Source organism: Novacetimonas sp. GS1, assembly GCF_036686925.1.
Classification (GTDB): domain Bacteria; phylum Pseudomonadota; class Alphaproteobacteria; order Acetobacterales; family Acetobacteraceae; genus Novacetimonas; species Novacetimonas hansenii.
Genome location: NZ_VSZP01000001.1, coordinates 1,920,620 through 1,942,354, shown reverse-complemented (window position 1 = coordinate 1,942,354; position 21,735 = coordinate 1,920,620). Strand labels below are relative to the sequence as shown.

Annotated in this window: 22 protein-coding genes; 12 read left to right on the top strand and 10 right to left on the bottom strand. The window is 59.9% G+C overall.

The genetic code is table 11. The features are described from left to right. The first annotated feature begins 251 nt into the window (after positions 1 to 251). The gene (locus tag FYB92_RS08905; protein WP_075596151.1) at positions 252 to 770 is read left to right on the top strand and encodes a DUF4167 domain-containing protein; all 519 of its coding nucleotides are present in this window, start codon (positions 252 to 254) and stop codon (positions 768 to 770) included. Between the two features lie 53 nt (positions 771 to 823). Here the strand turns inward: FYB92_RS08905 and FYB92_RS08900 are convergent, their stop codons facing one another. Together FYB92_RS08900 and FYB92_RS08895 are read right to left on the bottom strand one after the other, a co-directional pair. Beyond that, positions 824 to 1,096, bottom strand: a complete 273-nt coding sequence (locus FYB92_RS08900) for a hypothetical protein (protein ID WP_003620110.1) — start codon at positions 1,094 to 1,096, stop codon at positions 824 to 826. A gap of 183 nt (positions 1,097 to 1,279) precedes the next feature. Beyond that, positions 1,280 to 2,551, bottom strand: coding sequence for an adenosylmethionine--8-amino-7-oxononanoate transaminase (locus FYB92_RS08895; RefSeq protein WP_332828496.1), 1,272 nt, complete (start codon positions 2,549 to 2,551; stop codon positions 1,280 to 1,282). A gap of 71 nt (positions 2,552 to 2,622) precedes the next feature. On the opposite strand from FYB92_RS08895, the gene FYB92_RS08890 reads away from it, so the two are divergent. Genes FYB92_RS08890 through bioD form a run of 3 tightly spaced genes read left to right on the top strand, consistent with a single transcriptional unit; the run spans position 2,623 to position 5,919 of the window. After that, complete coding sequence (locus FYB92_RS08890) at positions 2,623 to 3,867, top strand: 8-amino-7-oxononanoate synthase (RefSeq protein ID WP_003620115.1); 1,245 nt, start codon at positions 2,623 to 2,625, stop codon at positions 3,865 to 3,867. Further along, positions 3,854 to 4,507: an alpha/beta hydrolase gene (locus FYB92_RS08885; RefSeq protein ID WP_332828495.1), complete on the top strand. Its 654-nt coding sequence runs from the start codon at positions 3,854 to 3,856 to the stop codon at positions 4,505 to 4,507. The genes FYB92_RS08890 and FYB92_RS08885 overlap by 14 nt, the downstream gene beginning before the upstream one ends. Then, a complete protein-coding gene (gene bioD, locus FYB92_RS08880; RefSeq protein WP_332828494.1) occupies positions 4,504 to 5,919 on the top strand; it encodes a dethiobiotin synthase in 1,416 nt (471 codons plus the stop codon). The genes FYB92_RS08885 and bioD overlap by 4 nt, the downstream gene beginning before the upstream one ends. Here bioD and lexA read toward each other — a convergent pair. Both lexA and glp read right to left on the bottom strand, forming a co-directional pair. Next, positions 5,916 to 6,623: a transcriptional repressor LexA gene (gene lexA, locus FYB92_RS08875; RefSeq protein ID WP_003620122.1), complete on the bottom strand. Its 708-nt coding sequence runs from the start codon at positions 6,621 to 6,623 to the stop codon at positions 5,916 to 5,918. The genes bioD and lexA overlap by 4 nt on opposite strands. A gap of 103 nt (positions 6,624 to 6,726) precedes the next feature. Continuing rightward, positions 6,727 to 7,929 (bottom strand): gephyrin-like molybdotransferase Glp, encoded by a 1,203-nt coding sequence (gene glp, locus FYB92_RS08870; protein WP_332828493.1) that lies wholly within the window; start codon positions 7,927 to 7,929, stop codon positions 6,727 to 6,729. 160 nt (positions 7,930 to 8,089) lie between these two features. Between glp and rpmG the strand changes: the two genes are divergently transcribed. Then, a complete protein-coding gene (rpmG, locus tag FYB92_RS08865; RefSeq protein WP_003620129.1) occupies positions 8,090 to 8,257 on the top strand; it encodes a 50S ribosomal protein L33 in 168 nt (55 codons plus the stop codon). Positions 8,258 to 8,349: 92 nt separating this feature from the next. Here the strand turns inward: rpmG and FYB92_RS08860 are convergent, their stop codons facing one another. Further along, positions 8,350 to 8,679, bottom strand: coding sequence for a septum formation initiator family protein (locus FYB92_RS08860; protein ID WP_003620130.1), 330 nt, complete (start codon positions 8,677 to 8,679; stop codon positions 8,350 to 8,352). Between the two features lie 77 nt (positions 8,680 to 8,756). Further along, positions 8,757 to 10,037 carry a phosphopyruvate hydratase gene (eno, locus tag FYB92_RS08855; RefSeq protein WP_075631721.1) on the bottom strand — a complete coding sequence of 427 codons (1,281 nt, stop codon included), beginning with the start codon at positions 10,035 to 10,037 and terminating at the stop codon, positions 8,757 to 8,759. A gap of 316 nt (positions 10,038 to 10,353) precedes the next feature. Here eno and FYB92_RS08850 point away from each other — a divergent pair, with 316 nt between their 5' ends. Beyond that, positions 10,354 to 10,842, top strand: a complete 489-nt coding sequence (locus tag FYB92_RS08850) for a DUF3429 domain-containing protein (protein ID WP_075631720.1) — start codon at positions 10,354 to 10,356, stop codon at positions 10,840 to 10,842. Positions 10,843 to 10,991: 149 nt separating this feature from the next. Here FYB92_RS08850 and kdsA read toward each other — a convergent pair whose 3' ends face one another. The 4 genes from kdsA to tpiA all read right to left on the bottom strand — a co-directional run bounded on the left by kdsA (position 10,992) and on the right by tpiA (position 14,680). After that, positions 10,992 to 11,840, bottom strand: coding sequence for a 3-deoxy-8-phosphooctulonate synthase (kdsA, locus tag FYB92_RS08845; protein WP_408902350.1), 849 nt, complete (start codon positions 11,838 to 11,840; stop codon positions 10,992 to 10,994). Beyond that, positions 11,837 to 13,468 (bottom strand): CTP synthase, encoded by a 1,632-nt coding sequence (locus FYB92_RS08840; protein WP_332828492.1) that lies wholly within the window; start codon positions 13,466 to 13,468, stop codon positions 11,837 to 11,839. The genes kdsA and FYB92_RS08840 overlap by 4 nt, the downstream gene beginning before the upstream one ends. Before the next feature lie 123 nt (positions 13,469 to 13,591). Continuing rightward, positions 13,592 to 13,897 (bottom strand): preprotein translocase subunit SecG, encoded by a 306-nt coding sequence (secG, locus tag FYB92_RS08835; RefSeq protein ID WP_247067756.1) that lies wholly within the window; start codon positions 13,895 to 13,897, stop codon positions 13,592 to 13,594. A 39-nt stretch (positions 13,898 to 13,936) separates the two neighbouring features. Further along, positions 13,937 to 14,680: a triose-phosphate isomerase gene (gene tpiA, locus FYB92_RS08830; RefSeq protein ID WP_003620139.1), complete on the bottom strand. Its 744-nt coding sequence runs from the start codon at positions 14,678 to 14,680 to the stop codon at positions 13,937 to 13,939. Between the two features lie 279 nt (positions 14,681 to 14,959). Between tpiA and FYB92_RS08825 the strand changes: the two genes are divergently transcribed. The 6 genes from FYB92_RS08825 to moaC all read left to right on the top strand — a co-directional run bounded on the left by FYB92_RS08825 (position 14,960) and on the right by moaC (position 21,658). Then, a complete protein-coding gene (locus FYB92_RS08825) occupies positions 14,960 to 16,891 on the top strand; it encodes a SurA N-terminal domain-containing protein (RefSeq protein ID WP_332828491.1) in 1,932 nt (643 codons plus the stop codon). Positions 16,892 to 16,962: 71 nt separating this feature from the next. Beyond that, entirely contained in the window at positions 16,963 to 18,477 is a 1,515-nt protein-coding gene (gene trpE, locus FYB92_RS08820; RefSeq protein ID WP_332828994.1) for an anthranilate synthase component I, read from the top strand. 86 nt (positions 18,478 to 18,563) lie between these two features. Further along, positions 18,564 to 19,166, top strand: a complete 603-nt coding sequence (locus FYB92_RS08815; protein WP_003620142.1) for an aminodeoxychorismate/anthranilate synthase component II — start codon at positions 18,564 to 18,566, stop codon at positions 19,164 to 19,166. A gap of 6 nt (positions 19,167 to 19,172) precedes the next feature. Beyond that, on the top strand, positions 19,173 to 20,279 hold the full coding sequence (gene trpD, locus FYB92_RS08810; protein ID WP_332828490.1) for an anthranilate phosphoribosyltransferase: 1,107 nt from the start codon (positions 19,173 to 19,175) through the stop codon (positions 20,277 to 20,279). Positions 20,280 to 20,312: 33 nt separating this feature from the next. Next, complete coding sequence (gene trpC, locus FYB92_RS08805; RefSeq protein WP_003620145.1) at positions 20,313 to 21,164, top strand: indole-3-glycerol phosphate synthase TrpC; 852 nt, start codon at positions 20,313 to 20,315, stop codon at positions 21,162 to 21,164. Beyond that, entirely contained in the window at positions 21,161 to 21,658 is a 498-nt protein-coding gene (moaC, locus tag FYB92_RS08800; RefSeq protein WP_003620146.1) for a cyclic pyranopterin monophosphate synthase MoaC, read from the top strand. Before trpC ends, moaC begins: the two co-directional genes overlap by 4 nt. The last annotated feature ends 77 nt before the right edge of the window (positions 21,659 to 21,735 follow it).

Below are 21,735 nucleotides of genomic sequence, written 5' to 3'. Positions count from 1 at the left end.
TTATATTAACAGGGCATAACGGAACCGGAAACGTACGGCGTTTCACGGTTGCCCGGAAAGCGAACGATCCCGATTGTATATAATCAGGTGGCAGATCGTGGTCTGTCCTGTTGTCCCCGGACGTGGACCATGGGATCGGGGTTCGGCAATGATGTCGGGCATTCATTATTTATAACAGGCAGGGGCATAAAGACGTCCCTACGGTCAGATGCCCTGCGGGTGACCGTTAACATGAAAGTGCTGCGCAGCTTATGAACATAAAACGCATGCGAGGCCGTCACCATCGTTCTGGCGGCAGCAACGGCGGGGGGACGCGCCATAATAACGGACAGATTCCCCTGAACCGTAACCATGTCTTTGACAGTAACGGGCCTGATCTTCGCGTGCGGGGTACAGCACAGCAGCTTTTTGAAAAATATCTTCAGCTTGGTCGCGATGCCAGCGGCGCGGGCGACCGTGTGATGGCAGAAGCCTATTTCCAGCATGCGGAACATTATTTCCGTATTCTCAATGCCATGACGCAGGCCGCACAACAGAGCCAGCAGGAACGTCAGGAGCGTCAGGCCACCCGGCAGCAGCGCCAGCCCCACACACCGATACAGAATACGACAGAAGCCGATAGTGAGAGCGACGAGGAAGAAAATAACGAATCCGTCGCGGAAACGATCAAGCCAGAACCAAAGCCCGTCGAAAAAAGCCGCACCCGTACCCGCAGCAGCACTACGGCTTCGGCCACGAACGCCGAAGAACTTGCTTCCACCAATTCCTGAATAATGCATTGCTTGCCCCATGTGACGGCAGTGCGCTCACATGGGGCAAGATATTATTGCGGTGCCTCGCCATCAGGATGGCCCGGGGTGACAAGTTTCCATACCTTGCGCCGCCGTCCTGATGTCGGGTCGTCATCAACGCTGACCAATCCCTGATTGCGCAGCGCCTGAAGCGCAAGACGCGCATGATATGTGCCCATTTCGGGAAACATATCGCCTATTTCCTTGACCGACCGGGCTTTTCCATCAGACAGGATTTTCAGCACGATCTGTCGCTTGCTGTCATGGTTCGTCACACGCCAGGAACGATGTTGAAAAAACGTCATGGCTCACTCATACCAGATACGGCAGGCCTGACCTAGTGCAGATCAGGCAGGTATGCTGCCCATGTCCGCAGGGATACCCGCCGCGCAGGCAACATACGGCACCTTAAAAAAAGTCCCTGCGATTCTTTATCTCAGGAGCATCACAGGCTGTCGCCTTTTTATAAAAATATGATCCCACCGTTTCTAGCCTGCCGCGCCATCACGTATGACGCGCACGATGGCCGAGGTAAGACGTGACAGTTCGTCGGGACGCATGACAAAGGCCGGTGTCAGGTAAATGATGGTGCGGAATGGGCGCACCCATACCCCCAACGCGATCAGGGCGGCCTTCAGCCGGTTCATATCCGCGATCGTCGCCAGTTCCACAACTCCCACACCGCCAAGGACACGCACATCGCGCACATTTGGCAGGCCGCGACACGCCTCCAATTCGTGCGTCATCTGTTCACTGATGCGCGCGACCTGTTGCAGGCGGGGTTCCGTCCTGAACAGGTCAAGTGACGCATTCGCGCAGGCGCAGGCAAGGGGATTGGCCATGAATGTCGGACCATGCATCAGCGCATGTAACGGATTATCCGACAGGAAGGCTTCGAACACATGGGCACGCGTCACTGTTGCCGCCAGCGGCATGGTTCCTGCCGTCAGTGCCTTTGACAAGGTTATGATATCTGGCACGATATCGGCCTGTTCGCAGGCGAACATGGTACCGGTACGGCCAAATCCGGTAAAAATTTCGTCGAACACTAACAGGATATTATACCTGTCCGCCAAAAGACGCAGCCGCCGCAGCACCTCCGGCCCATGGAACAGCATCCCGCCGGCCCCCTGCACGAGGGGTTCCACCAGAATCGCAGCAATCTCATCGCCCGATTCGGACAAGAGTGTCTCAAGTGCTGCGAACGTGGCATCGTCATGGGGCAGGTCCACGATATAATGCTGTGGCAGGACACCGCTGAACAGCGCATGCATCCCCTCTTCGGGATCGCAGACTGCCATGGTGGCCAGTGTATCACCATGATACCCTCCCTTGAACGCCACCAGCCGATTGCGACGCGCAACGCCACGATTGATCCAGTACTGGATCGCAATCTTGATGGCGACCTCTACCGCGACGGAACCTGAATCGGTAAAAAATACCCGCTCCAGATCCCCTGGCAACATTTCCGCCAGCCGTGCCGCAAGCATCAGCGCAGGTTCATGCACCAGACCACCGAACATGACATGGGGCATACGTGACAGTTGCGCACTGACAGCCGCGCGGATGTAGGGATGGTTATACCCATGACAGGCCGTCCACCATGATGCGATGCCATCGGTCAGGATACGTCCATCCGCCAGATGAATATCACAGCCTGACGTGCTGACCGCAGGAAGGGGAGGCAGGACCGTCTTCATCTGTGTATAGGGCAGCCAGATGTGCGGCATGCCGTCATCCAGCCATTGGGGTCCACGCATGCGGGTTCTCCGTGATATTGGGACAGGCATGATTGGCCGATGCAGCAGCCATCGGCAGGAGAGGACGTTTCATGACGCGTTTTGATATTTTTTTCCAGACGGCGCTGAATACGTTGGAACAGGACGGCATACGCAGGACGCCGGCGACCATTACCCACCGCGACGCCGTGACGATCATGCGCGACGGACAGATGTTGCTGGACTTTTCCTCCAACGACTATCTTGGCCTTGCGCATCATCCACTCCTCATCGAGCGCGCCTGCGAGTGGGGGCATAGATGGGGCAGCGGCAGCGGTGCATCGCGCCTGGTCAGCGGCACAACCCCCGCCCATCGGCAGGTCGAAGCGCGGCTGGCAGATTTCAAGCAGACACAGGCGGCCCTGCTGTTCGCATCCGGCTGGCAGGCGAATGCATCCGTCCTGCCGGCCTTATGCCGCCTTGCCACAGCCCGGACGGGCGAGGCACCGCTGGTTTTTACCGACCGCCTGAACCACGCCAGCCTGCATCATGGCTGCCAGGCCGCAGGCATCCGCCAGATCCGCTTCCGTCATAACGACCTTGATCATCTCTCGACACTTCTGGAAACCCACCGTGACCGGCCGGGCATGCGCTTCATCGTCACCGAAAGCGTCTTCAGCATGGATGGGGACCGTGTTGACATACTGGCGTTACGTGCGCTGGCCGACGCGTATGATGCTTTCTTATACCTGGACGAAGCCCACGCGACGGGCGTGCTTGGGCCACAGGGGCGGGGGCTGTCGGGCCTGACGCATGATGCTGTTTCACAAGAGGCGGGTTCACAAGCGGCCCATGCACATGGGGTCGATCTGGTGATGGGCACTTTCAGCAAGGCTATGGGCAGTTTCGGGGCCTATGTCGCGGGATCACGCGCACTGTGCGAATGGCTGTCCAACTGCTGCTCCGGCTTTGTCTATACCACCGCGCTGCCCCCTGCGAACCTTGGGGCGATTGACGCGGCGCTGGAACTCGTGCCGTTGATGGAGACACAGCGACGGCGCCTGCAGGAGAATGCCCGGACCGTCCGGCAGGCGATCCATGAATGCGGCCTGTCGACCGGTGCATCGAACACCCAGATCATTCCCATCGAAATCGGGGATACACCCCGTACCATGGATTTTGCCGCCATTCTGGCGCGTGAAGGGATTCTGGGCATTCCCATCCGTCCCCCCTCGGTCCCGCCGAACGGCAGCCGTATCCGACTTGCCCTGAGCGCCGCCCATGATGATGCGATGATTGCAACATTGATCGCAGCCATCAGGACCGCCGCACAGGAGACGCGACATGCCCGCGACTGACCTGCCTCTGGTCTTTGTGCATGGATGGGCCTTCGGACCGGAAATCTGGGGCCAGATCCGGGCGGCACGCCCGAACCATACATGCCAGATGCTTGATTTCGGTTATTTTTCTTCCGTCGCGCAGACTGAAACGCCACAAAGGCCATTCATCGCGATCGGCCATTCGCTTGGGGCGTTATGGCTTCTCTCTACAATGCCGCAATATTGCCGGGGGATGGTACTGATCAACGGTTTTGCCCGTTTTACCGCGTCCGATGATTTTCCCCATGGTGTTCCGCCACGCCTGCTGACCCGAATGGCGCGAAAGCTTGCAACCGCCCCGGATGACACGGTACGTGATTTCCGACAGAAAGCCGGAACCGATCTGCCATTGCCCGGGCCGTCGCATCCCCAACGCCTGCATGATGGACTGCACCAGCTACTGACGCTTGATGCACGGCAGGATATGCGCATGGCCCATTGTCCCGTATCCTGTATTGCTGGCACAGGTGATCCGATTGCACCGCCGCCCCTGACACAGGGTTCCTTTGCGCCTGCAACCACCATTGAATGGCACGATGGCGGACACCTGCTGCCCCTGACGCATCCTGATGCCTGCCTGCAGGCCATCGACCACATGATGAAACGTATGACGCCGTGACCTCCTTGCATAAGCAGCTTATCGCCCGCAGCTTTGGCGCTGCCTCCGGTTATGACGCCGTGGCACGTATCCAGCGCATTGCCGCACGCCAACTGGCACAACGGATCGCGCAGACCTGCCCCACACCGGGACCACAACGTATCCTTGAAATAGGGTGCGGAACCGGGTTCCTGACACAACATCTGCGTCGGCTGTTTCCTGCGGCACAGATCGTGGCCACGGATATCGCACCAGGCATGTTGCATCAGACGCAGGCCAAGTTTCTTGATGATCCGGCTTTGTCCTGCCATGTCATGGATGCCGAACAGCCTGACCTGACGGGACCGTTCGATCTCATCTGTTCCAGCATGGCGATGCAGTGGTTCAGCGCACGACACGAAACCCTGCGACGGCTGGCCGCCCTGCTGTCGCCAGGAGGCGTGATGGCGTTCTCAACCCTGTGTCGCGACAGCTTTACACAATGGCGGGGATATTACGCCACACTGGGCCTGCCATGTCCGATGCCGGTTTATCCTGACCTTGCGATGCTTGAACAGGAATGGCCACGGACAGGAAAGGGATCATGGACCCATGAAACAATCATAGAGGTTCCACAGTCGGCGCTTAGCTTCTTACGTGAACTGCGTGCCATCGGGGCGGATGTTCCCACCACCTCACAAGTGCTGCCAGGTGGCCTGCGCCGTGTCCTGAAGCAGGCCGAGAGGGATGCCACCTTCAGCGTAAATTACAATATTGCATATGGAACATTCCGGCTCACCCAGAATTGCGGCGTGTTTGTTACGGGCACAGATACGGGTGTGGGAAAGACACTGACCTGCGCCGTGCTGGCGCGGGCATGGGATGCATTCTACTGGAAACCGTTGCAAAGCGGCATTGCCGATGAACCCGCCGATACCCTGAGCGTGGCGACATTGGCGCAACTCTCATCCGCACGGCTGCATCAGCCCGCCGGAATTTACGCGGCCCCGCTTTCCCCTGAGGATGCCGCCGCCTGCGAAGGGAAGGCAATAGATCCTGACCGGATTATCCTGCCCCACAATCCCGACAGCCGCCCTATGATCGTGGAAGGGGCAGGGGGTGTCATGGTGCCGATCAGTACGGACTTCCTGATGCTTGACCTGATGGAGCGCCTTGGCCTGCCCGTAGTGCTTGTGGCACGCAGCAGCTTGGGTACGATCAATCACACCCTGCTCAGCCTTGCCATGCTGCATCAGCGCAATATTCCCGTACTTGGCATCGTCCTGAACGGACCGGACAATCCCTATGCCCGCAGTGCCATCGAACGGCATGGCAAAGTCCGCATCCTTGCAGATTTCCCGCTGCTGGCAGATGTAAATGCCGAGGCCGTCGCGCAACTTGCCCATCGCGTGCCACGATGGGAGACACTGCGCCCCGGTAAAACCGATCCTTAATAACGCCGGATCAGCCCCGCAATGCTGCCCTGTATGGCAACCTTGTCGGCTGGCATGATGCGCGTCTCGTAACGCGCATTTGCTGGTTCCAGGGCGATCGTGCTGCCCTTGCGACGCAGCCGCTTGAGCGTCACCTCCTGTCCCTCGATCAGGGCGACAACAATTTCCCCGTTTTCCGCCTGTCGGTCCTGCCGCACGATCACGGTATCACCGTCAAGTATTCCCGCTTCGATCATCGAATCGCCACAGACTTCCAACGCGTAATAGGTCCCCACCCCGATCAGGCCCGCCGGCACGTCGATCAGGCGCGATGCATCGCTGATCGCCTCAATCGCGTGGCCTGCGGCAATACGCCCCAGGAATGGCACCTGAACCGCGTTGGCCGTATCCGCGACCTGCACGGCCGGAAGGGCAGGGGTAAAGTCTCCCTTGATGACGGTGGGGGAAAACATGTCGACACCACGCGCGCTGGCCGGTTCGACCGCTTCGATCTGCGGGATCTGGACCACCTCCAACGCGCGGGCGCGATGATGTTTGCGCCGCACGAACCCACGCTCTTCCAGTGCGGAAATCAGGCGGTGGATACCGGATTTCGACCTCAGGCCGAGTGCGTCTTTCATCTCGTCAAAAGACGGCGAAAAACCGGTCTGCTTCAGGTGCCTGTCGATATAAAGCAGGAGTTCATGTTGTTTACGCGTCAGCATGAAGGATATCTCCCGCCGGAAAGGAACAAAACCAGAAAACTTATTCTTCGTTCTATGTTAGTTCCTACTCTCAGGTCAACTCCCCCTATCCAGGAATATTCTGTCAGCAAATATCAAGACGGATGATCTGACACGCCTCTCCCTTGCTGGCAGGCGGGGCCTTGGCATCACGTATCACCAGCGCCTGACTGTCACACAGCACCTGCAACATTGCGGAATCCTGCTGTTCGAATGGCACGGCACGCAGCCGCCCTTCCTGGTCATGGTGCAACCGGGCGCGCAGGTAACTTTCCCGATGGTCATTCGCCCCCACATCCGCACCAAGGACCGCCATCGCGATTTCCGGCCCGACCTCGTGCCGTCCCATCAGACGCCGCAACGCCGGGGCGACGAACAATGTTCCACATACAAAGGCGGCCACAGGATTACCCGGTAGCCCGATCACCGGCATCGCACCCAGACGGCCATGCATCAGCGGCTTGCCGGGACGCATGGCGATCTTCCAGAAATCCATCTCCACGCCGATACGCTTCAGGGCCTCCTGCACAAGGTCATAGCGCCCCACGCTGGCCCCGCCGACCGTGACAAGCATGTCCATGCCCTCCACCATGCGTGCCAGCGCGACAAGGTCTTCCATCCGGTCACGGGCGACCGGCATCATGACCGGCTCCCCCCCGGCGGCACGGATCAGGGCCTCCAGCATGAGTGTATTGGAATTGACGATCATGCCCGGTTCCATCGGTTCACCCGGCAGGACCAGTTCATCCCCCGTCGCGACAATGGCCACCCGCGGGCGACGATGTACGCTGACCCATGGATGGTTGGCCGCAGCGGCAAGGCCGATGGTGCGGGCATCCAGACACCGGCCCGCAGGGATGATTTCGCGCCCCCGTCCAAAATCCTGCCCCCGCCTGCGCACATACAGCCCGACATCCGCAACCTGCGCCGTGGTTACGATATCATCATGCTGCGAGGCATTTTCCTGCAGCACGATCGCATCCGCCCCATTCGGCACGATACTGCCGGTATAGATCCGAACGCATTCCCCCGCCCCCACGGTACCGCCAAAGGGATGCCCCGCCGGGCTTTCGCCAATCAGGCGCAACCGGACACCCGCCGCCGACAGGTCGGCCGCACGCACCGCATACCCATCCATGGCGGAGATATCGGCAGGGGGATTATCAAGACGCGCCAATAAGGGCAGCGCAGTCACGCGGCCACCACCGCAGGAGAGGGAAACAACCTCCGGCGCGGTGGCCTGAAGCCCCTGCAGGATACGTTCACGGGCCTCTGAAACGCTCAACATGGCAGGCGAAACTCCTTTTTTTGCCGGTTAAGAGGATTTTGAAGGCGAATATCAAGACTAAAAGCTTGACCTGAGCCTTTTGTATGCGCATTTTCCGCCAAACTTGAACCACTGCTGCACCCGAGTGTTCCAGCAGCGGCGGAGCAGTGCTGAGGATATCATGGCAAAGACCAACACCATTCAGATCAAGCTCGTTTCCACGGCGGATACTGGCTACTTCTACGTCACGAAAAAGAACGCACGCGCCCAGACCGGCAAGATGGAAATGCGCAAGTATGACCCCGTCGCCCGCAAGCACGTCGCGTTCCGTGAAGCGAAAATCAAGTAATCCTGCAACTTGATGCGATATGAAAAACCCCGATCCATTCAGTTGGACCGGGGTTTTTTCATATCCACGCCCATAAGACGCGAAACGCAGGATCAGTAAAGCCGGTCATGCGGCCCATAGGGGACGACGATTTCATCCTGCCGGGCAAGGTTCTGCATGGATCGCGCCCGTTCATCCATCAGGTCACGATCAAGGGTATTTTCCTTGAGCCCGCGAACCCGGCGTAGCCAGACCTGCTGCTCGGCATAGGCATCTTTCTGCGCGCTATTGGCCTCGTCAAGCAGGCGAAGCTGTGCGGCATAACTATGCAGGCCATGTTCGCCGCCCATCACGTTCCACCCAAAATAGGCGGTCAGCCCGATAAAAAGGGCAGGGGGCAGGGCGCTTCCCACGACCCGTCTGATAATCTTGCCAATCTGCATCTGCTGTCCGGTATCCGTCCTTTTACCCCTGTCCGGTGGCATCCGTGAAACCGGATACCACCAACACGCACGCGACTTCAGCCCGCCTTGAGAATCGTGCGGCCCGCATATCGCGCAGCCGTCGCCAATTCATTTTCGATTCGGATCAACTGGTTATATTTCGCCGTCCGGTCAGAGCGGGAGAGGGAGCCCGTCTTGATCTGCCCACAATTCGTCGCCACTGCGAGATCGGCTATGGTGGAATCCTCCGTCTCACCCGAACGATGGCTCATAACGGCGGTATAGCCTGCATGCTGCGCCATCTGCACCGCCTCCAGCGTTTCGCTCAGCGTGCCGATCTGGTTGACCTTGACCAGCAGGGAATTGGCGACACCGGCCTTGATACCACGGCGCAGGCGATCCGGATTCGTGACGAACAGGTCATCCCCCACCAATTGCAGCTTCCCGCCCAGATTTGCCGTCAGTTCGGCCCAACCTTCCCAGTCATCCTCAGCCAGCCCGTCTTCGATCGACACGATGGGATAGCGCGCGGCAAGGTCCGCAAGATACGCAATCATCCCGCCCGCATCCAACGACTTACCTTCGCCCTTCAGCTCATAACGCCCGTCATGATAGAATTCCGTCGCCGCGCAATCGAGCGCGAACGTCACGTCATCACCGGGACGATAGCCAGCCGCCTCCACCGCACGACTGATGAAGCCGAGCGCCTCGTCCGCGGATTTCAGGGCGGGGGCGAACCCACCCTCATCACCCACATTGGTGTTGTAACCCGCACCAGACAGGCTCTTTTTAAGCTGAGCGAAAATTTCCGATCCCATGCGGATTGCGTCGGTTACGGTGGGGGCTCCCACCGGCTGGATCATGAATTCCTGGATATCGATGGGATTGTCCGCATGCTGCCCGCCATTGATGATGTTCATCATCGGCACCGGCAATGTGCGCGCATAAACCCCACCGACATAGCGGTAAAACGGGACCTGCAATTCTTCGGCTGTGGCCTTTGCCACGGCAAGGGAAACACCAAGTATGGCATTCGCACCCAGCCGGGATTTGTTAGGCGTGCCGTCGAGGTCGATCATCGCTTCGTCAATGGCGACCTGATCGCTGGATTCCGCCCCCTGCAGGACGCTGAGGATATCGTTTTCGACGTTGCCGACAGCCTTCAGCACGCCCTTGCCGCCATAGCGCGACTTATCGCCATCACGCAGTTCCACGGCCTCATGCGCGCCTGTGGACGCACCAGAGGGAACGGCCGCACGCCCCTTGGCGCCGGATGCAAGTTCCACATCCACTTCCACGGTCGGATTACCGCGACTGTCGAGAATTTCGCGGGCAATGATGTCGATGATGGCGCTCATGATATCCGTTTCCTCTTTTTCCAGAGTTTATTGAGGTATCGAAAACCGGATGCGCTTCCGATACCCGGTACGCGCGACGATACCAGAAACATATGACGTGTCACGTGCCTGAGTGCGATAAGAAGCTGTTTGATACTGCCTGTATGAAGACCATGGTCCAGATCACCATGAACATTCCTGATGAAGTGTGTGCAAAATGCGCCCCAGGCGCGTCATGTTTTTTCAAAATAACCGTGATCTGATTATTTTATATAAATATATCAAGACATTAAACAGATGACTCAAAGTTCAAAATAAATAAGGAGTGTCCCACACCGTGAAACGCCTTCCTCTTCTGGCCATCATCATGGGCATCGCCAGCCTGATCCCGATCATAGGATGTACCTGCGCGATCATCTTTCTTTCCCCCACCATAACACCACGCATGCTGGAGGTTACGGTGGGATATGGGGCGGTGATGCTGTCCTTTATGGGGGCGGTTCACTGGGGGCTGGCACTCGAAACACCCGCGATCATCACGCCGGGTCAGGAAGCAGGAAAAACCAATACCTACCGCCTGTTACTGGGCAGTGTGCCGGCAGGCATCGGCTGGCTGGCGCTATGCGCGGCGATGTTCCATGAACTGGCGGCGCTGCTGATGCTGATGGCGGGATTTGGTGGCATGCTGGTGGTTGAACGCGTGGCATGGCGCAAGGGGGCGATGCCACGCGGTTACATGACGCTGCAATGGATTGTCGTCACGGTGGTGGAGGTCTGCCTGCTTGCCGTAACGGTCATGGCGCTGTCATGGAAATACACTGCCTGAGGATAGCCTGCCTGTGACAGGCAGGCCCATAAGCCGTGACAGAGACATAATGACCTGGACATAACGAGGGCATTGTTTGAAAAGCCTTTTGGAAACAAACCTCGGCATAAGAAGCAGCATCCAAAACCTTCTGTATTTTCAACCAGCCCTCAGACGATGCCCTTTGTCAGCCGGTCATAACGCTGCAGATTGGACAGCAGGCCTTCCATCTGTGACAGCGCAATCATGTTGGGACCATCACTGGGGGCTTTATCCGGGTCTTCGTGCGTTTCGATGAAAACGGCGGCCACACCGATCGCAAGAGCCGCACGGCTCAAAACCGGGGCGAATTCACGCTGCCCCCCTGACGAACTGCCCAACCCGCCGGGCTGCTGCACTGAATGTGTCGCGTCATAAACAACCGGAAACCCGGTCCGTGCCATAATCGGCAGGCCACGCATGTCATTGACCAGCGTGTTGTAACCAAACGAGGTTCCCCGTTCGCACAACATGATACGCTCGTTACCGGTCGAGGCGATCTTGGCCGCCACATTGGCCATATCCCACGGGGCCAGGAACTGCCCTTTCTTCACATTGATGGCCGCCCCCGTTTCCCCTGCGGCAAGAAGAAGGTCAGTCTGGCGACACAGAAAGGCGGGAATCTGCAGCACATCGACGGCTTCGGCGGCGGGCGCACACTGCTCCGGCAGGTGAACATCGGTCAGCACGGGAATGCTGAAACGTTCACGTACACGGGCAAGAATTTCCAACCCACGATTCGCGCCAATTCCACGTGCGCTCGTCAGGCTGGTACGATTCGCCTTATCGAAAGAACTTTTATAGATCAGCCCGATTCCCAGCCGACGCGTCACGGCCTGTAGAAAATCAGCGGTCTCCACAGCATGGGATTCCGATTCGATCTGGCAGGGGCCAGCAATCAGGGTGAATGGCCGGTCATTGCCAATCACCAGATCCCCGACCCGGATTTCCACCTGCGCATTCTCCATCTGCACGTTCATTGGCGTGAAGTCCGCTTCAATGCCGCACCCACCAGCCCCGAAAACAGCGGGTGCGGATCAAACGGCTTGGACAGAAGTTCGGGATGGTACTGTACCGCGACAAACCACGGATGGTCGGGATATTCCACGATTTCGGGCAGGATTCCATCGGGCGACATCCCGGAAAAACGCAGACCCGTTTTTTCCAGTTGCTCGCGGTAATGGACATTCACCTCGTAACGATGCCGGTGGCGTTCACGGATGTCCGTCCGTCCATAAATATCCGCAACCCGCGATCCTTCGGCCAGACGTGCGGGATAGGAACCAAGCCGCATCGTGCCACCCAGTTCGCCGCCTTCGCGTCGACGCAACAGTTCATTGCCACGCGCCCATTCCGTCATCAGGCCCACAAGGGGCTCTTCCGTCGGACCGAATTCGGTGGAAGACGCTTTGGGAAGGCCCGCAAGATTACGTGCGCATTCGATCACCGCCATCTGCATGCCGAAACAGATACCAAGGAAGGGGATGTTGTTTTCACGGGCAAACTGCACCGCGCGGATCTTGCCTTCCGAACCCCGTTCCCCAAAGCCACCGGGGACAAGGATGGCATCGGAACGTGCCAGCGCCTGAAGGTTCGTATCAGACTTTTCAAAATCCTCGGCCTCGACCCAGTTCAGGCGCACCTTCGCACGATGGGCGATGCCACCATGGTGCAACGCCTCGATCAGGGACTTGTAACTGTCAAGGAGGGCCGTGTACTTACCCACGACCGTGATCGTCACCTCCCGCTCAGGGTGGCGGATCGCATCGACGATACGCTCCCACCGCGACAGGTCGGGTTCGTGGTCCGCAGGCAGCCCGAAATGGCGCAGCACCTCCGTATCCATGCCTTCGGCATGATAGGAAATGGGACAGGCATAGATCGTATCGACATCCCGCGCGGCAATGACCGCCTCGGGACGGACGTTACAGAAGCTGGCGATCTTGCGCCGCTCGTTGGTGGGAATCTCCCGGTCGGAACGACAGACCAGCATCTGCGGCTGGATGCCGACATTCTGGAGTTCCTTGACCGAATGCTGTGTGGGCTTGGTCTTGAGCTCACCCGCTGCCGCAATCCATGGCAACAACGTCAGGTGAATGAACATCGTCTGTTCGGGCGCAAGGTCATTACGCAACTGACGGATGGATTCGAGGAAGGGCAGGCTCTCGATATCGCCAACCGTGCCGCCAATCTCCACCAGGACGAAGTCCACGTCCTCTGTTCCCGCAACGATCATTTCCTTGATCGCGTTGGTGATATGGGGAATGACCTGCACGGTCGCACCAAGATATTCGCCACGCCGTTCACGTGCGATCACATCTGAATAGATCTGGCCCGTCGTGGCATTGTCTGCCTTGGTCGCGGGTACGCCTGTAAAACGCTCGTAATGCCCGAGGTCGAGATCCGTTTCCGCACCGTCATTGGTCACAAAGACCTCGCCGTGCTGATAGGGACTCATGGTCCCGGGATCGACATTCAGATAGGGATCGAGCTTGCGCAACCGGACCCGATAGCCACGGGCCTGGAGGAGGGCGGCAAGGGCTGCCGAAGCGATGCCTTTGCCAAGGGAGGACACCACGCCGCCGGTGATGAATACAAACCGCGTCATGGATGGCCTTCCTACACTGCTTGCGCCCGGCATGAAAGGCCCATGACGGGTGCAATCACGGATTGGGCGAAAAAATATCCAGCCCGGTGCCCCATGGGTGGGGAACCGGGCTGTTTGCATACGTCATTTGGTGGGCGTCGTCGTGGCCGGCACTGACGGGGCGGCAGGCTGCGCCAGGATGTCATGGCCCACACCAGAGGACGCGCCACGGTTCATGATCGCAAGCGTCAGCGACAGCACCATGAAAATGGTGCCCAAAACGGCAGTCGAACGCGTCAGGAGTGTGGCCGTGCCACGGCCCGACATGAAGGAGCCCATTCCCTGGGAACTGCCGATCCCAAGACCGCCGCCTTCGCTGCGCTGGATCAGGATCGTCCCGATCAGTGCCACCGTGACAAACAGATGCAACAAAAGAAGGACCGTGATCATACTTGTTCCCAGCTATCCCCTGCGGCGGGGGCGATAATATCAGATATCGACCGCCGCACGGACGATCGGCATGAACGTCTCCGCCGCCAGGCTGGCATTGCCGACAAGCGCACCGCCAACATCGGCGATGGGCAGGATATCGGCGGCGTTACGTCCATTGACCGACCCACCATAAAGGATTTTTATGGTTTTACCAGCGTCCCCGAACTGCCGGACCAGTTCCTCGCGGATGAACTGGGTCATGTCGGCGATGTCCTGCTGTGACGCCGCCGTGCCCGAACCGATCGCCCAGACCGGTTCATAGGCGACGATGCCGGTGAAACCCTGCGGCAGGGATCCCTGTATCTGCCATCCGACGGTTTCCTGCGAATCCCCATTGGAACGCTGGTCGGCGCTTTCGCCCACACATATGATGGGGATCAGGCCCGCGGCAGCGGCGGCAACCGCTTTTTCACGCACGGTCTCATCCAGTTCGTGATGGTCGCGCCGACGCTCCGAATGACCAAGGATTACGTATTGGACGCCAAGGTCACGCAGCATGCTGGCCGCAATGTCGCCAGTATGCGCGCCACAGGGATCCTGATGGCAGTCCTGTGCGCCAAGGGCGATCCCGTGTTCACGCAGTTTCGGCCCCAAGAGCGCGAGTTGCGTGAAGGGCGGACAGATGACCACCTGCGCGCCGGAAACATCCGCGCCCATGGCCGCGCCAATGTCATCGGCCGCCTTGGCCGCATCCGCGGTCATGCCGTGCATTTTCCAGTTGCCGACGATTATCTGCTTCATTTCTGCTTTTCCGGTTACTGCGCACACTGAAACTGTAAAATACCGCCGGCCTGCCCGTGCCTGATGGCAGGACCGGGGACGTTATGGCCCAACCTAGACCACGCCCCCCTGCAGGTGGCAACCCATCCGCACGAAGGGCAGGGACGCCCCCAACTGCCTTCTGGTCAAACGCACGGGGGGGCCGTATGGTGCCGCAGCTAAAAAATGGCCCATCCATGCCACGCGCGCATGGGTCATGTTGCGTTTACTTGCCGATTTTCGTCTGGGTCTGGTGTCTGCATGTTATCATTCTTGTGCCGTATTTTTGTCGATTCCTGGGTTGGCAGGGTTATCGTGGGGCTGTTTTTCCTGACATTCGTCGGGTGGGGTGTGGGGGATGTACTGATGAACATCGGTACCGAACGTGCCGATGTCGTGGCACGTGTCGGGCCGGACCCCATCCTTGTGCCAGCCTATGAACAGGCATTACGCACGGAAATGCCCCAGATCGCGCAGCAGATGCACCTTGACGATCCGTCGCAGATCCCGGCGGCCACGCGTGAACAGATCGCACAACAGGTCCTCCAGCGCCTGATCCTGCAGGATGAGGTCGCGCTTGCGGCACGCAACCATGGCCTGCTGGTGCCGGACAGCGCCGTGCGGGCCGAGATTTTCGCCATCCCGGCATTTCAGGACAAAAACGGGCAATTCGACCGCACCACCTTCAACAACCGCCTGCGCAGCAGCGGCATGACAGAAGCGCGGCTTATTGAACTGGTCCGTGCGGAACAGGCATCAAAAGCCCTGATGGAACCGATTCGCAACGGTGCGGGTGCACCCGACCTCCTGACGCGCCGCATCTTTGACCTTGAGGCACAGACCCGCAAGGTGGATATCGTGCGCGTTCCCTTTGCCGCGCAGACCCCCGCAGCCCCCAGCGACGCGCAGGCCCGCCGGTTCCATACCAACCATCCGTGGCTGTTTGAGGCGCCAGAGTACCGCCACGCCCGAATCGTGGTTCTGTCGCCTGAAACCGTGGCCCGCTCCATGACCATTCCCGATGCGGACCTGCATCATATGTATGAACAGCAGGCACAACGGTTCAACACCCCCGAAACCCGCTCCGTTCAGGTCATCACCGCCCCGAACGAGGCGCGCGCGCGCGAACTGCTGACGACATGGCAGGGCGGCGCAAGCTGGGACGCGATGCAGAAAAGCGCGGGCAAGGACAGCGCCAGCGTGGAAATGGACGATATCCGCATTTCCTCCATCCCGTCACAGGAACTCGGTCGGCAGATCTTCAACGCGCCGTCTGATACCGTCTCGCCCCCCATCCATACCGATGGCGGATGGGCCATCTTCCGCGTCCTCCATGTCACGCCTGCACATATTTCCGATTTTGAATCCGCACGTCCCGCCCTGCAGGCGCAGGCACTGGCCGAACGGGTGCAGACCCAGATTGGCGATCGGGTCCAGAAACTGCAGGACGCCATTGCAGGCGGCGGGCTGGATTCCATCCCATCCGAACTGGGCGCGGTGGCGGTCGCGGGCAATGTCGATGCCCATGGCATGACGCAGGAGGGCACACCAGCCCCCATCCCGGGCAGTGACGCCGTGCGCCAGGCGATTGTCGCGCGCGTCTTCTCCCAGCCAAAGGGCAGCAGCCCCGAACTGCTGCAGGCCCCCGAGGGAACATGGTACGCCGTTTCCGTGGATGGTGTGACACCCGCCCGTCCGCTGTCGTACGAGGATTTGGCGCAGAAGGTCCGTGACGCATGGATGGACGATGCCCGTCGTCATGCAGCAGACCAGACGGCAACGACGCTGTATACACAAGCCCAGACCATGGGGGGCCTTGCCCATATTCAGCCCGCTGTGCCCGACCTGGTACACAGCACCCCATTTTCGCGCGCACATGACGTGACCGAGGTCCCGCATGACATCGCGGAAATCGCCTTCCGCCTTGACCATACCGGACAGAGCCTGATGGTGGAGGCGGATGGGGCTTTTTATGTTGCGACGCTGACGGATATTTCCACCCCCGACCCGGCATCACAGCGCATGCTGTTCGACCGCATCCGCACGACACTGACGCAGGCCGTGGCCGATGATGTGGAGATGAGCTACGCTCAGGCACTGCAGAGCATCGTGAAACCCAAGCCCAACCCGAGCGCCATCAGCGCCGTTATGTCCGCCGTTTCCGGCAAGGGCAATCCAGAGGCAGGACAGTGAGCACAGACCCTTCGCAGTTCATTCCCCCGTTCCGGGCAACGCCGGCTTCCGACCGCGAAGAGGCTCTGGCCATGCTGCGCGATGGAAAGGCGACGGTTGCATGGCGGGTGAAACCTGCGGACCTGCTGACACCGGTTGCAGCCTTCTTGCATCTCTCACCACTGGCCAGTCGCCATGGTGGGGGCAGGGGCGGCCGCAATGCTTTCCTGTTCGAAAGCGTCGAAGGCGGCGTCTCGCGCGGACGGTATTCGGTGATCGGACTTCTGCCCGACCTGATCTGGCGCTGCCATGATGGTCAGGCCAGCCTGTGCATGGACCCAGCTGCTGCCCGACACGAATTCCACGCTGACGACCGCCCCCCGCTGGAGTCCCTGCGTGACGTGCTGCACGCCAGCCGGATCGGGCTTGCCGATCATCTTCCCCCGATGACCGGCGGGGTGTTTGGCTATCTTGGCTATGACATGATCCGACAGATGGAATACCTGCCGGATATTCCACCTGATGACCTTGACCTGCCCGAAGGCCTTATGATCCGCCCCGGCCTGTTCGCCATTTTCGATACGGTGCGCGACGAACTGCTGCTTGCGGTGCCGCTACGCCCCGACCTGGACACCCCCGCGGACGAGATATGGGACAAGGGACAGGCGCTGTTGCATCAGGCGCGTACGGCTCTGGCCACCCCATTACCGACGCCACCCCAGGAAACGGGGGCGATTACGCCGCCCATCCCCACATCCCCCTTCACGCGGGAGGAATTTTGCACGGTGGTGCGTCGTATCCAGGATTATATCGCCGCAGGTGATGCATTCCAGGTCGTACCCAGCCAACGTTTCGAGGCGGACTTCACCCTGCCGCCGTTCGCACTCTACCGCGCGCTTCGTCGGATCAATCCCGCGCCATTCCTGTTCTTTCTCGACCTTGACGGGTTCAGCCTTGTCGGCTCTTCGCCAGAGATCCTGGTACGCCTGCGCGATAACACGATGACGGTGCGTCCCCTCGCAGGCACACGCCCACGCGGCCGCACGGCCGCCGAGGACATGGCGCTGGAGCAGGATCTGCTTGCCGACCCCAAGGAACGGGCCGAACATCTCATGCTTATCGACCTTGGCCGCAATGATGTGGGCAAGGCCTGCGCGCTGGGCTCGGTCAAGGTCACGGAACAGTTCGTCATCGAACGCTTCAGTCACGTCATGCATATCTCCTCCAATGTAGAAGGGACGATCCGTCCGGGGCTGGAGGCACTTGACGCGCTGATGGCGGGATTCCCGGCGGGGACGCTGACTGGCGCACCAAAGATCCGGGCCATGGAAATCATCGACGAGGTCGAACCCACACGACGGGCGACCTATGCCGGGTGCATCGGGTATTTCGGCCCAGAGGGACAGATGGATACCTGCATCGGGTTGCGCATGGCGGTCGTCAAGGACGCAAAGATGTATGTACAGGCTGGCTGCGGTGTCGTCGCCGACAGTATTCCCGAGGCCGAGTACGAGGAAACCCGCCAGAAGGCCCGCGCCCTGTTCCGCGCCGCGGAAGAGGCCGTCCGTTTCGCCAGCCGCGAACAGCCTGAAAAAGCAGGTGAGTAAATGCTGTACGGAAATGCACACATTTATTTTATCGCTCGCCCCAACAGGGATTTGACCCTGCCACGCGGGGGGGTCATGATATCGCCATGATCCTTCTGATCGACAATTATGACAGCTTTACCTTCAACCTTGTCCACTATCTGGGGGACCTGGGGGAACGCTGTGACGTACGCCGCAACGATGCGCTGAGCGTGGAAGACGCGATGCGTCTGAAGCCTGAGGCGATCGTATTTTCACCCGGTCCCCGATCCCCGAACGAGGCGGGTATCTGCTGTGATCTGATCGCGCGCGCGGCGGGGGAAATCCCGATGTTCGGCGTGTGTCTGGGCCATCAGTCGATCGGTCAGGTTTTTGGTGGCCAGGTCGTGCGTGCCCCCATTCCGATGCATGGCAAGGTTTCGCCCGTAATCCATAACGGGACGGATATCTTTACCGGCCTGCCGGACCCGTTCCGCGCCACACGTTATCACAGCCTGACGGTTGACCCCGATACACTGCCGGATACGCTGGTGCCCACGGCATGGACGTCAGATGGTGTGATCATGGGGCTGCGGCACCGCGAACTGCCGATCTTCGGGGTGCAGTTCCATCCCGAAAGCATCGCCTCAGAACACGGCCATGATATCCTGGCCAACTTCCTTGCCATCGCGCGCACAGGGACTGCACCGTCCAAATCCAGGGCTGCCTGAACCGTCATGGCGAAGTCATCCGGCCAGTCCATGCCCGTCCCCATGGTTGGCGATTTCCGCTCCGCGATGCAGGCGCTGCTACTTGGCCGCGACCTCCCGCTTCAGGTCGCCGAAGAGGTGTTCGGCCAGGTCATGGACGGGCATGTCTCCGACATCCGCCTTGCCGCGCTCCTTACCGCACTCCATGCAAAAGGGGAGAGCGCGGACGAACTGCGCGGTGCCGTCAGTGCGATACGTGCGCGCATGGTGGGCGTCGACGGCCTGCCATCGGGGGCCATGGACGTCTGTGGCACAGGGGGCGACGGGCTTGGCACGTTCAATGTCTCCACCGCAGTGGCCTTCGTTCTTGCGGCTCTCGGCGTGCCGGTGGTCAAGCATGGCAACCGGGCATTATCCTCGCGTTCCGGGGCGACGGACGTGCTACGCGAACTTGGCGTTGGCCTGCCGGACGGGCATGATGATATCCGCGCGCTGGTGCATGCCTGCCGTGTGGCGTTCCTTGCTGCCCCCAACCATCATCCCGCCTTGCGGCATGTGGGGCAGGTCAGGCGGGAACTCGGCTTTCGGACCATTTTCAATCTTGTCGGCCCCTTATGCAATCCGGGACATGTCCGTCGGCAACTGGTGGGCGTATTCGATCCGAGCTGGCGGCGTCCGATTGTCCAGACCCTGCGTGACGAAGGATCGCTTTGTGTCTGGAGCGTCAGCGGCGCATGCGGTGATGGCCGCTGGGTGGATGAACTGACCCTTGCCGGGGAAAACCGGGTCTGCGCGCTTGATGACGGGATCATCCGTGAACTGTCCATCACGGCCACGGATGCGGGATTGCCCCCCACGCCGATCGAGGCGATCGCGGGCGGTACTCCAGACCATAATGCCCGCGCGCTGGAGGCCCTGTTGCATGGTGGGCGTGGCGCATACCGCGACACGGTCCTGCTGAACGCGGCCGTGGCGCTGCATGTGTCGGGGCATGGGAATATCATTCAGGGCGACGGACTTGCTATTGTCGCCCTGCGTAAGAACGTTGCCTTGGCCGCCAGCGTTCTTGACAATGGCGCGGCGCATGCCGTGCTTCAATCCGTTCGTGAATACCGGGCGGACAGGCCAGAATAGAGTAACACAGGGTAAAAAATGAACGACACGCCAATGATGCCGCAACAGACCGATTCTGTCCCGGACCTGGATGCCGATGATTTGCCCGATGTGCTCGACCGGATCTGCGCCCGCACCCGGGTGGATGTCGCGCAACGTGCAACCGTCATGCCGCTCAAGGAAATCACCGCGCGCGCGCGCGAGGTGGCAACCCCGCCGCGCGGCTTCGGACAGGCGCTGAAGCAGCGTACTGCCGACCACCAGATCGGGCTTATCGCGGAAATCAAGAAGGCGTCCCCCTCTGCCGGCATCCTGCGCGCCGATTACCAGCCCACCTTGATTGCACAGGAATATGAACAGGCAGGGGCGGCATGCATTTCCGTGCTTACGGAAGGATCGTGCTTTCACGGAAGCGCCGAAGACCTGACCCGCGTGCGCGAGGCGTGCAAGCTGCCGATCCTGCGCAAGGACTTCATCCTTGATCCGTGGCAGGTACATGAAAGCCGCCTGATCGGTGCGGACTGCATCTTGCTGATCATGGCGATCCTGACGGATGCAGAGGCTGCGGAACTCCTCGACATCGCACGCGGACTGGACATGGACGTACTGGTCGAAGTGCATGACGAGCAGGAACTAAACCGGGCGCTGGCGCTTGATACATCGCTTATCGGCATCAACAACCGCAACCTAAAGACCCTGAAGACCGACCTTGGTACGACACTGGAACTTGCACCGATGGTCCCGCCGGACCGGATCATCGTCTCTGAAAGCGGCATCCGCACGCACGAGGACATCGTGAAGCTGAATGCCGTGGGGGCGAGTGGATTTCTGGTCGGTGAAAGCCTGCTGCGCATGGATGACCCGGCGAATGCGGTCCGCATGCTGCTGGGCACCGCACCGGCATGACGGAAACGACACTGTCGCATCTTGATGCTGCGGGCAACGCCGTCATGGTGGATGTCTCTGGCAAGGCGCAAACCCGGCGTGAAGCGGTGGCAAAGGGCCGGATTACCATGCGCGGCACAACGCGGGACATGATCCTGTCAGGCACCGCGCCAAAGGGGGACGTACTGGCCACGGCACGGATCGCGGGCATCATGGCGGCGAAGAAAACTGCCGACCTGATCCCGCTCTGTCATCCGCTGGCATTATCATCGGTCAAGGTCGACCTTATCCCCACGACGGATACACCAGGTATTGAGATTACCGCACGCGTCAGCACCACCGGCCCAACCGGTGTGGAAATGGAGGCCCTGACGGCTGTCTGCGTGGCGGGCCTTACGCTGTATGACATGTGCAAGGCGGTCGATCGCGACATGGAGATCGGTCAAATTTGCCTGCACCATAAATCCGGCGGCGCATCAGGGCTTTATGAAAGGACGGCACCGCCATCCAGATAAACCGGACGCGACCCCTGGTTGCTGCGTGATTATCTGGCCTGGCCCGGTCTGTACGTCATGTAAGAAGGCAAGGACAC

Excerpts from the sequence above, each read along its gene's own strand:
- FYB92_RS08905 (WP_075596151.1), top strand. The coding sequence starts at position 252 with ATGAACATAAAACGCATGCGAGGCCGTCACCATCGTTCTGGCGGCAGC.
- FYB92_RS08900 (WP_003620110.1), bottom strand. The coding sequence starts at position 1,096 with ATGACGTTTTTTCAACATCGTTCCTGGCGTGTGACGAACCATGACAGC.
- FYB92_RS08895 (WP_332828496.1), bottom strand. The coding sequence starts at position 2,551 with ATGCGTGGACCCCAATGGCTGGATGACGGCATGCCGCACATCTGGCTG.
- FYB92_RS08890 (WP_003620115.1), top strand. The coding sequence starts at position 2,623 with ATGACGCGTTTTGATATTTTTTTCCAGACGGCGCTGAATACGTTGGAA.
- FYB92_RS08885 (WP_332828495.1), top strand. The coding sequence starts at position 3,854 with ATGCCCGCGACTGACCTGCCTCTGGTCTTTGTGCATGGATGGGCCTTC.
- lexA (WP_003620122.1), bottom strand. The coding sequence starts at position 6,623 with ATGCTGACGCGTAAACAACATGAACTCCTGCTTTATATCGACAGGCAC.
- glp (WP_332828493.1), bottom strand. The coding sequence starts at position 7,929 with ATGTTGAGCGTTTCAGAGGCCCGTGAACGTATCCTGCAGGGGCTTCAG.
- rpmG (WP_003620129.1), top strand. The coding sequence starts at position 8,090 with ATGGCAAAGACCAACACCATTCAGATCAAGCTCGTTTCCACGGCGGAT.
- FYB92_RS08860 (WP_003620130.1), bottom strand. The coding sequence starts at position 8,679 with ATGCAGATTGGCAAGATTATCAGACGGGTCGTGGGAAGCGCCCTGCCC.
- eno (WP_075631721.1), bottom strand. The coding sequence starts at position 10,037 with ATGAGCGCCATCATCGACATCATTGCCCGCGAAATTCTCGACAGTCGC.
- kdsA (WP_408902350.1), bottom strand. The coding sequence starts at position 11,840 with ATGAACGTGCAGATGGAGAATGCGCAGGTGGAAATCCGGGTCGGGGAT.
- FYB92_RS08840 (WP_332828492.1), bottom strand. The coding sequence starts at position 13,468 with ATGACGCGGTTTGTATTCATCACCGGCGGCGTGGTGTCCTCCCTTGGC.
- secG (WP_247067756.1), bottom strand. The coding sequence starts at position 13,897 with ATGATCACGGTCCTTCTTTTGTTGCATCTGTTTGTCACGGTGGCACTG.
- tpiA (WP_003620139.1), bottom strand. The coding sequence starts at position 14,680 with ATGAAGCAGATAATCGTCGGCAACTGGAAAATGCACGGCATGACCGCG.
- FYB92_RS08825 (WP_332828491.1), top strand. The coding sequence starts at position 14,960 with ATGTTATCATTCTTGTGCCGTATTTTTGTCGATTCCTGGGTTGGCAGG.
- trpE (WP_332828994.1), top strand. The coding sequence starts at position 16,963 with ATGCTGCGCGATGGAAAGGCGACGGTTGCATGGCGGGTGAAACCTGCG.
- FYB92_RS08815 (WP_003620142.1), top strand. The coding sequence starts at position 18,564 with ATGATCCTTCTGATCGACAATTATGACAGCTTTACCTTCAACCTTGTC.
- trpD (WP_332828490.1), top strand. The coding sequence starts at position 19,173 with ATGGCGAAGTCATCCGGCCAGTCCATGCCCGTCCCCATGGTTGGCGAT.
- trpC (WP_003620145.1), top strand. The coding sequence starts at position 20,313 with ATGATGCCGCAACAGACCGATTCTGTCCCGGACCTGGATGCCGATGAT.
- moaC (WP_003620146.1), top strand. The coding sequence starts at position 21,161 with ATGACGGAAACGACACTGTCGCATCTTGATGCTGCGGGCAACGCCGTC.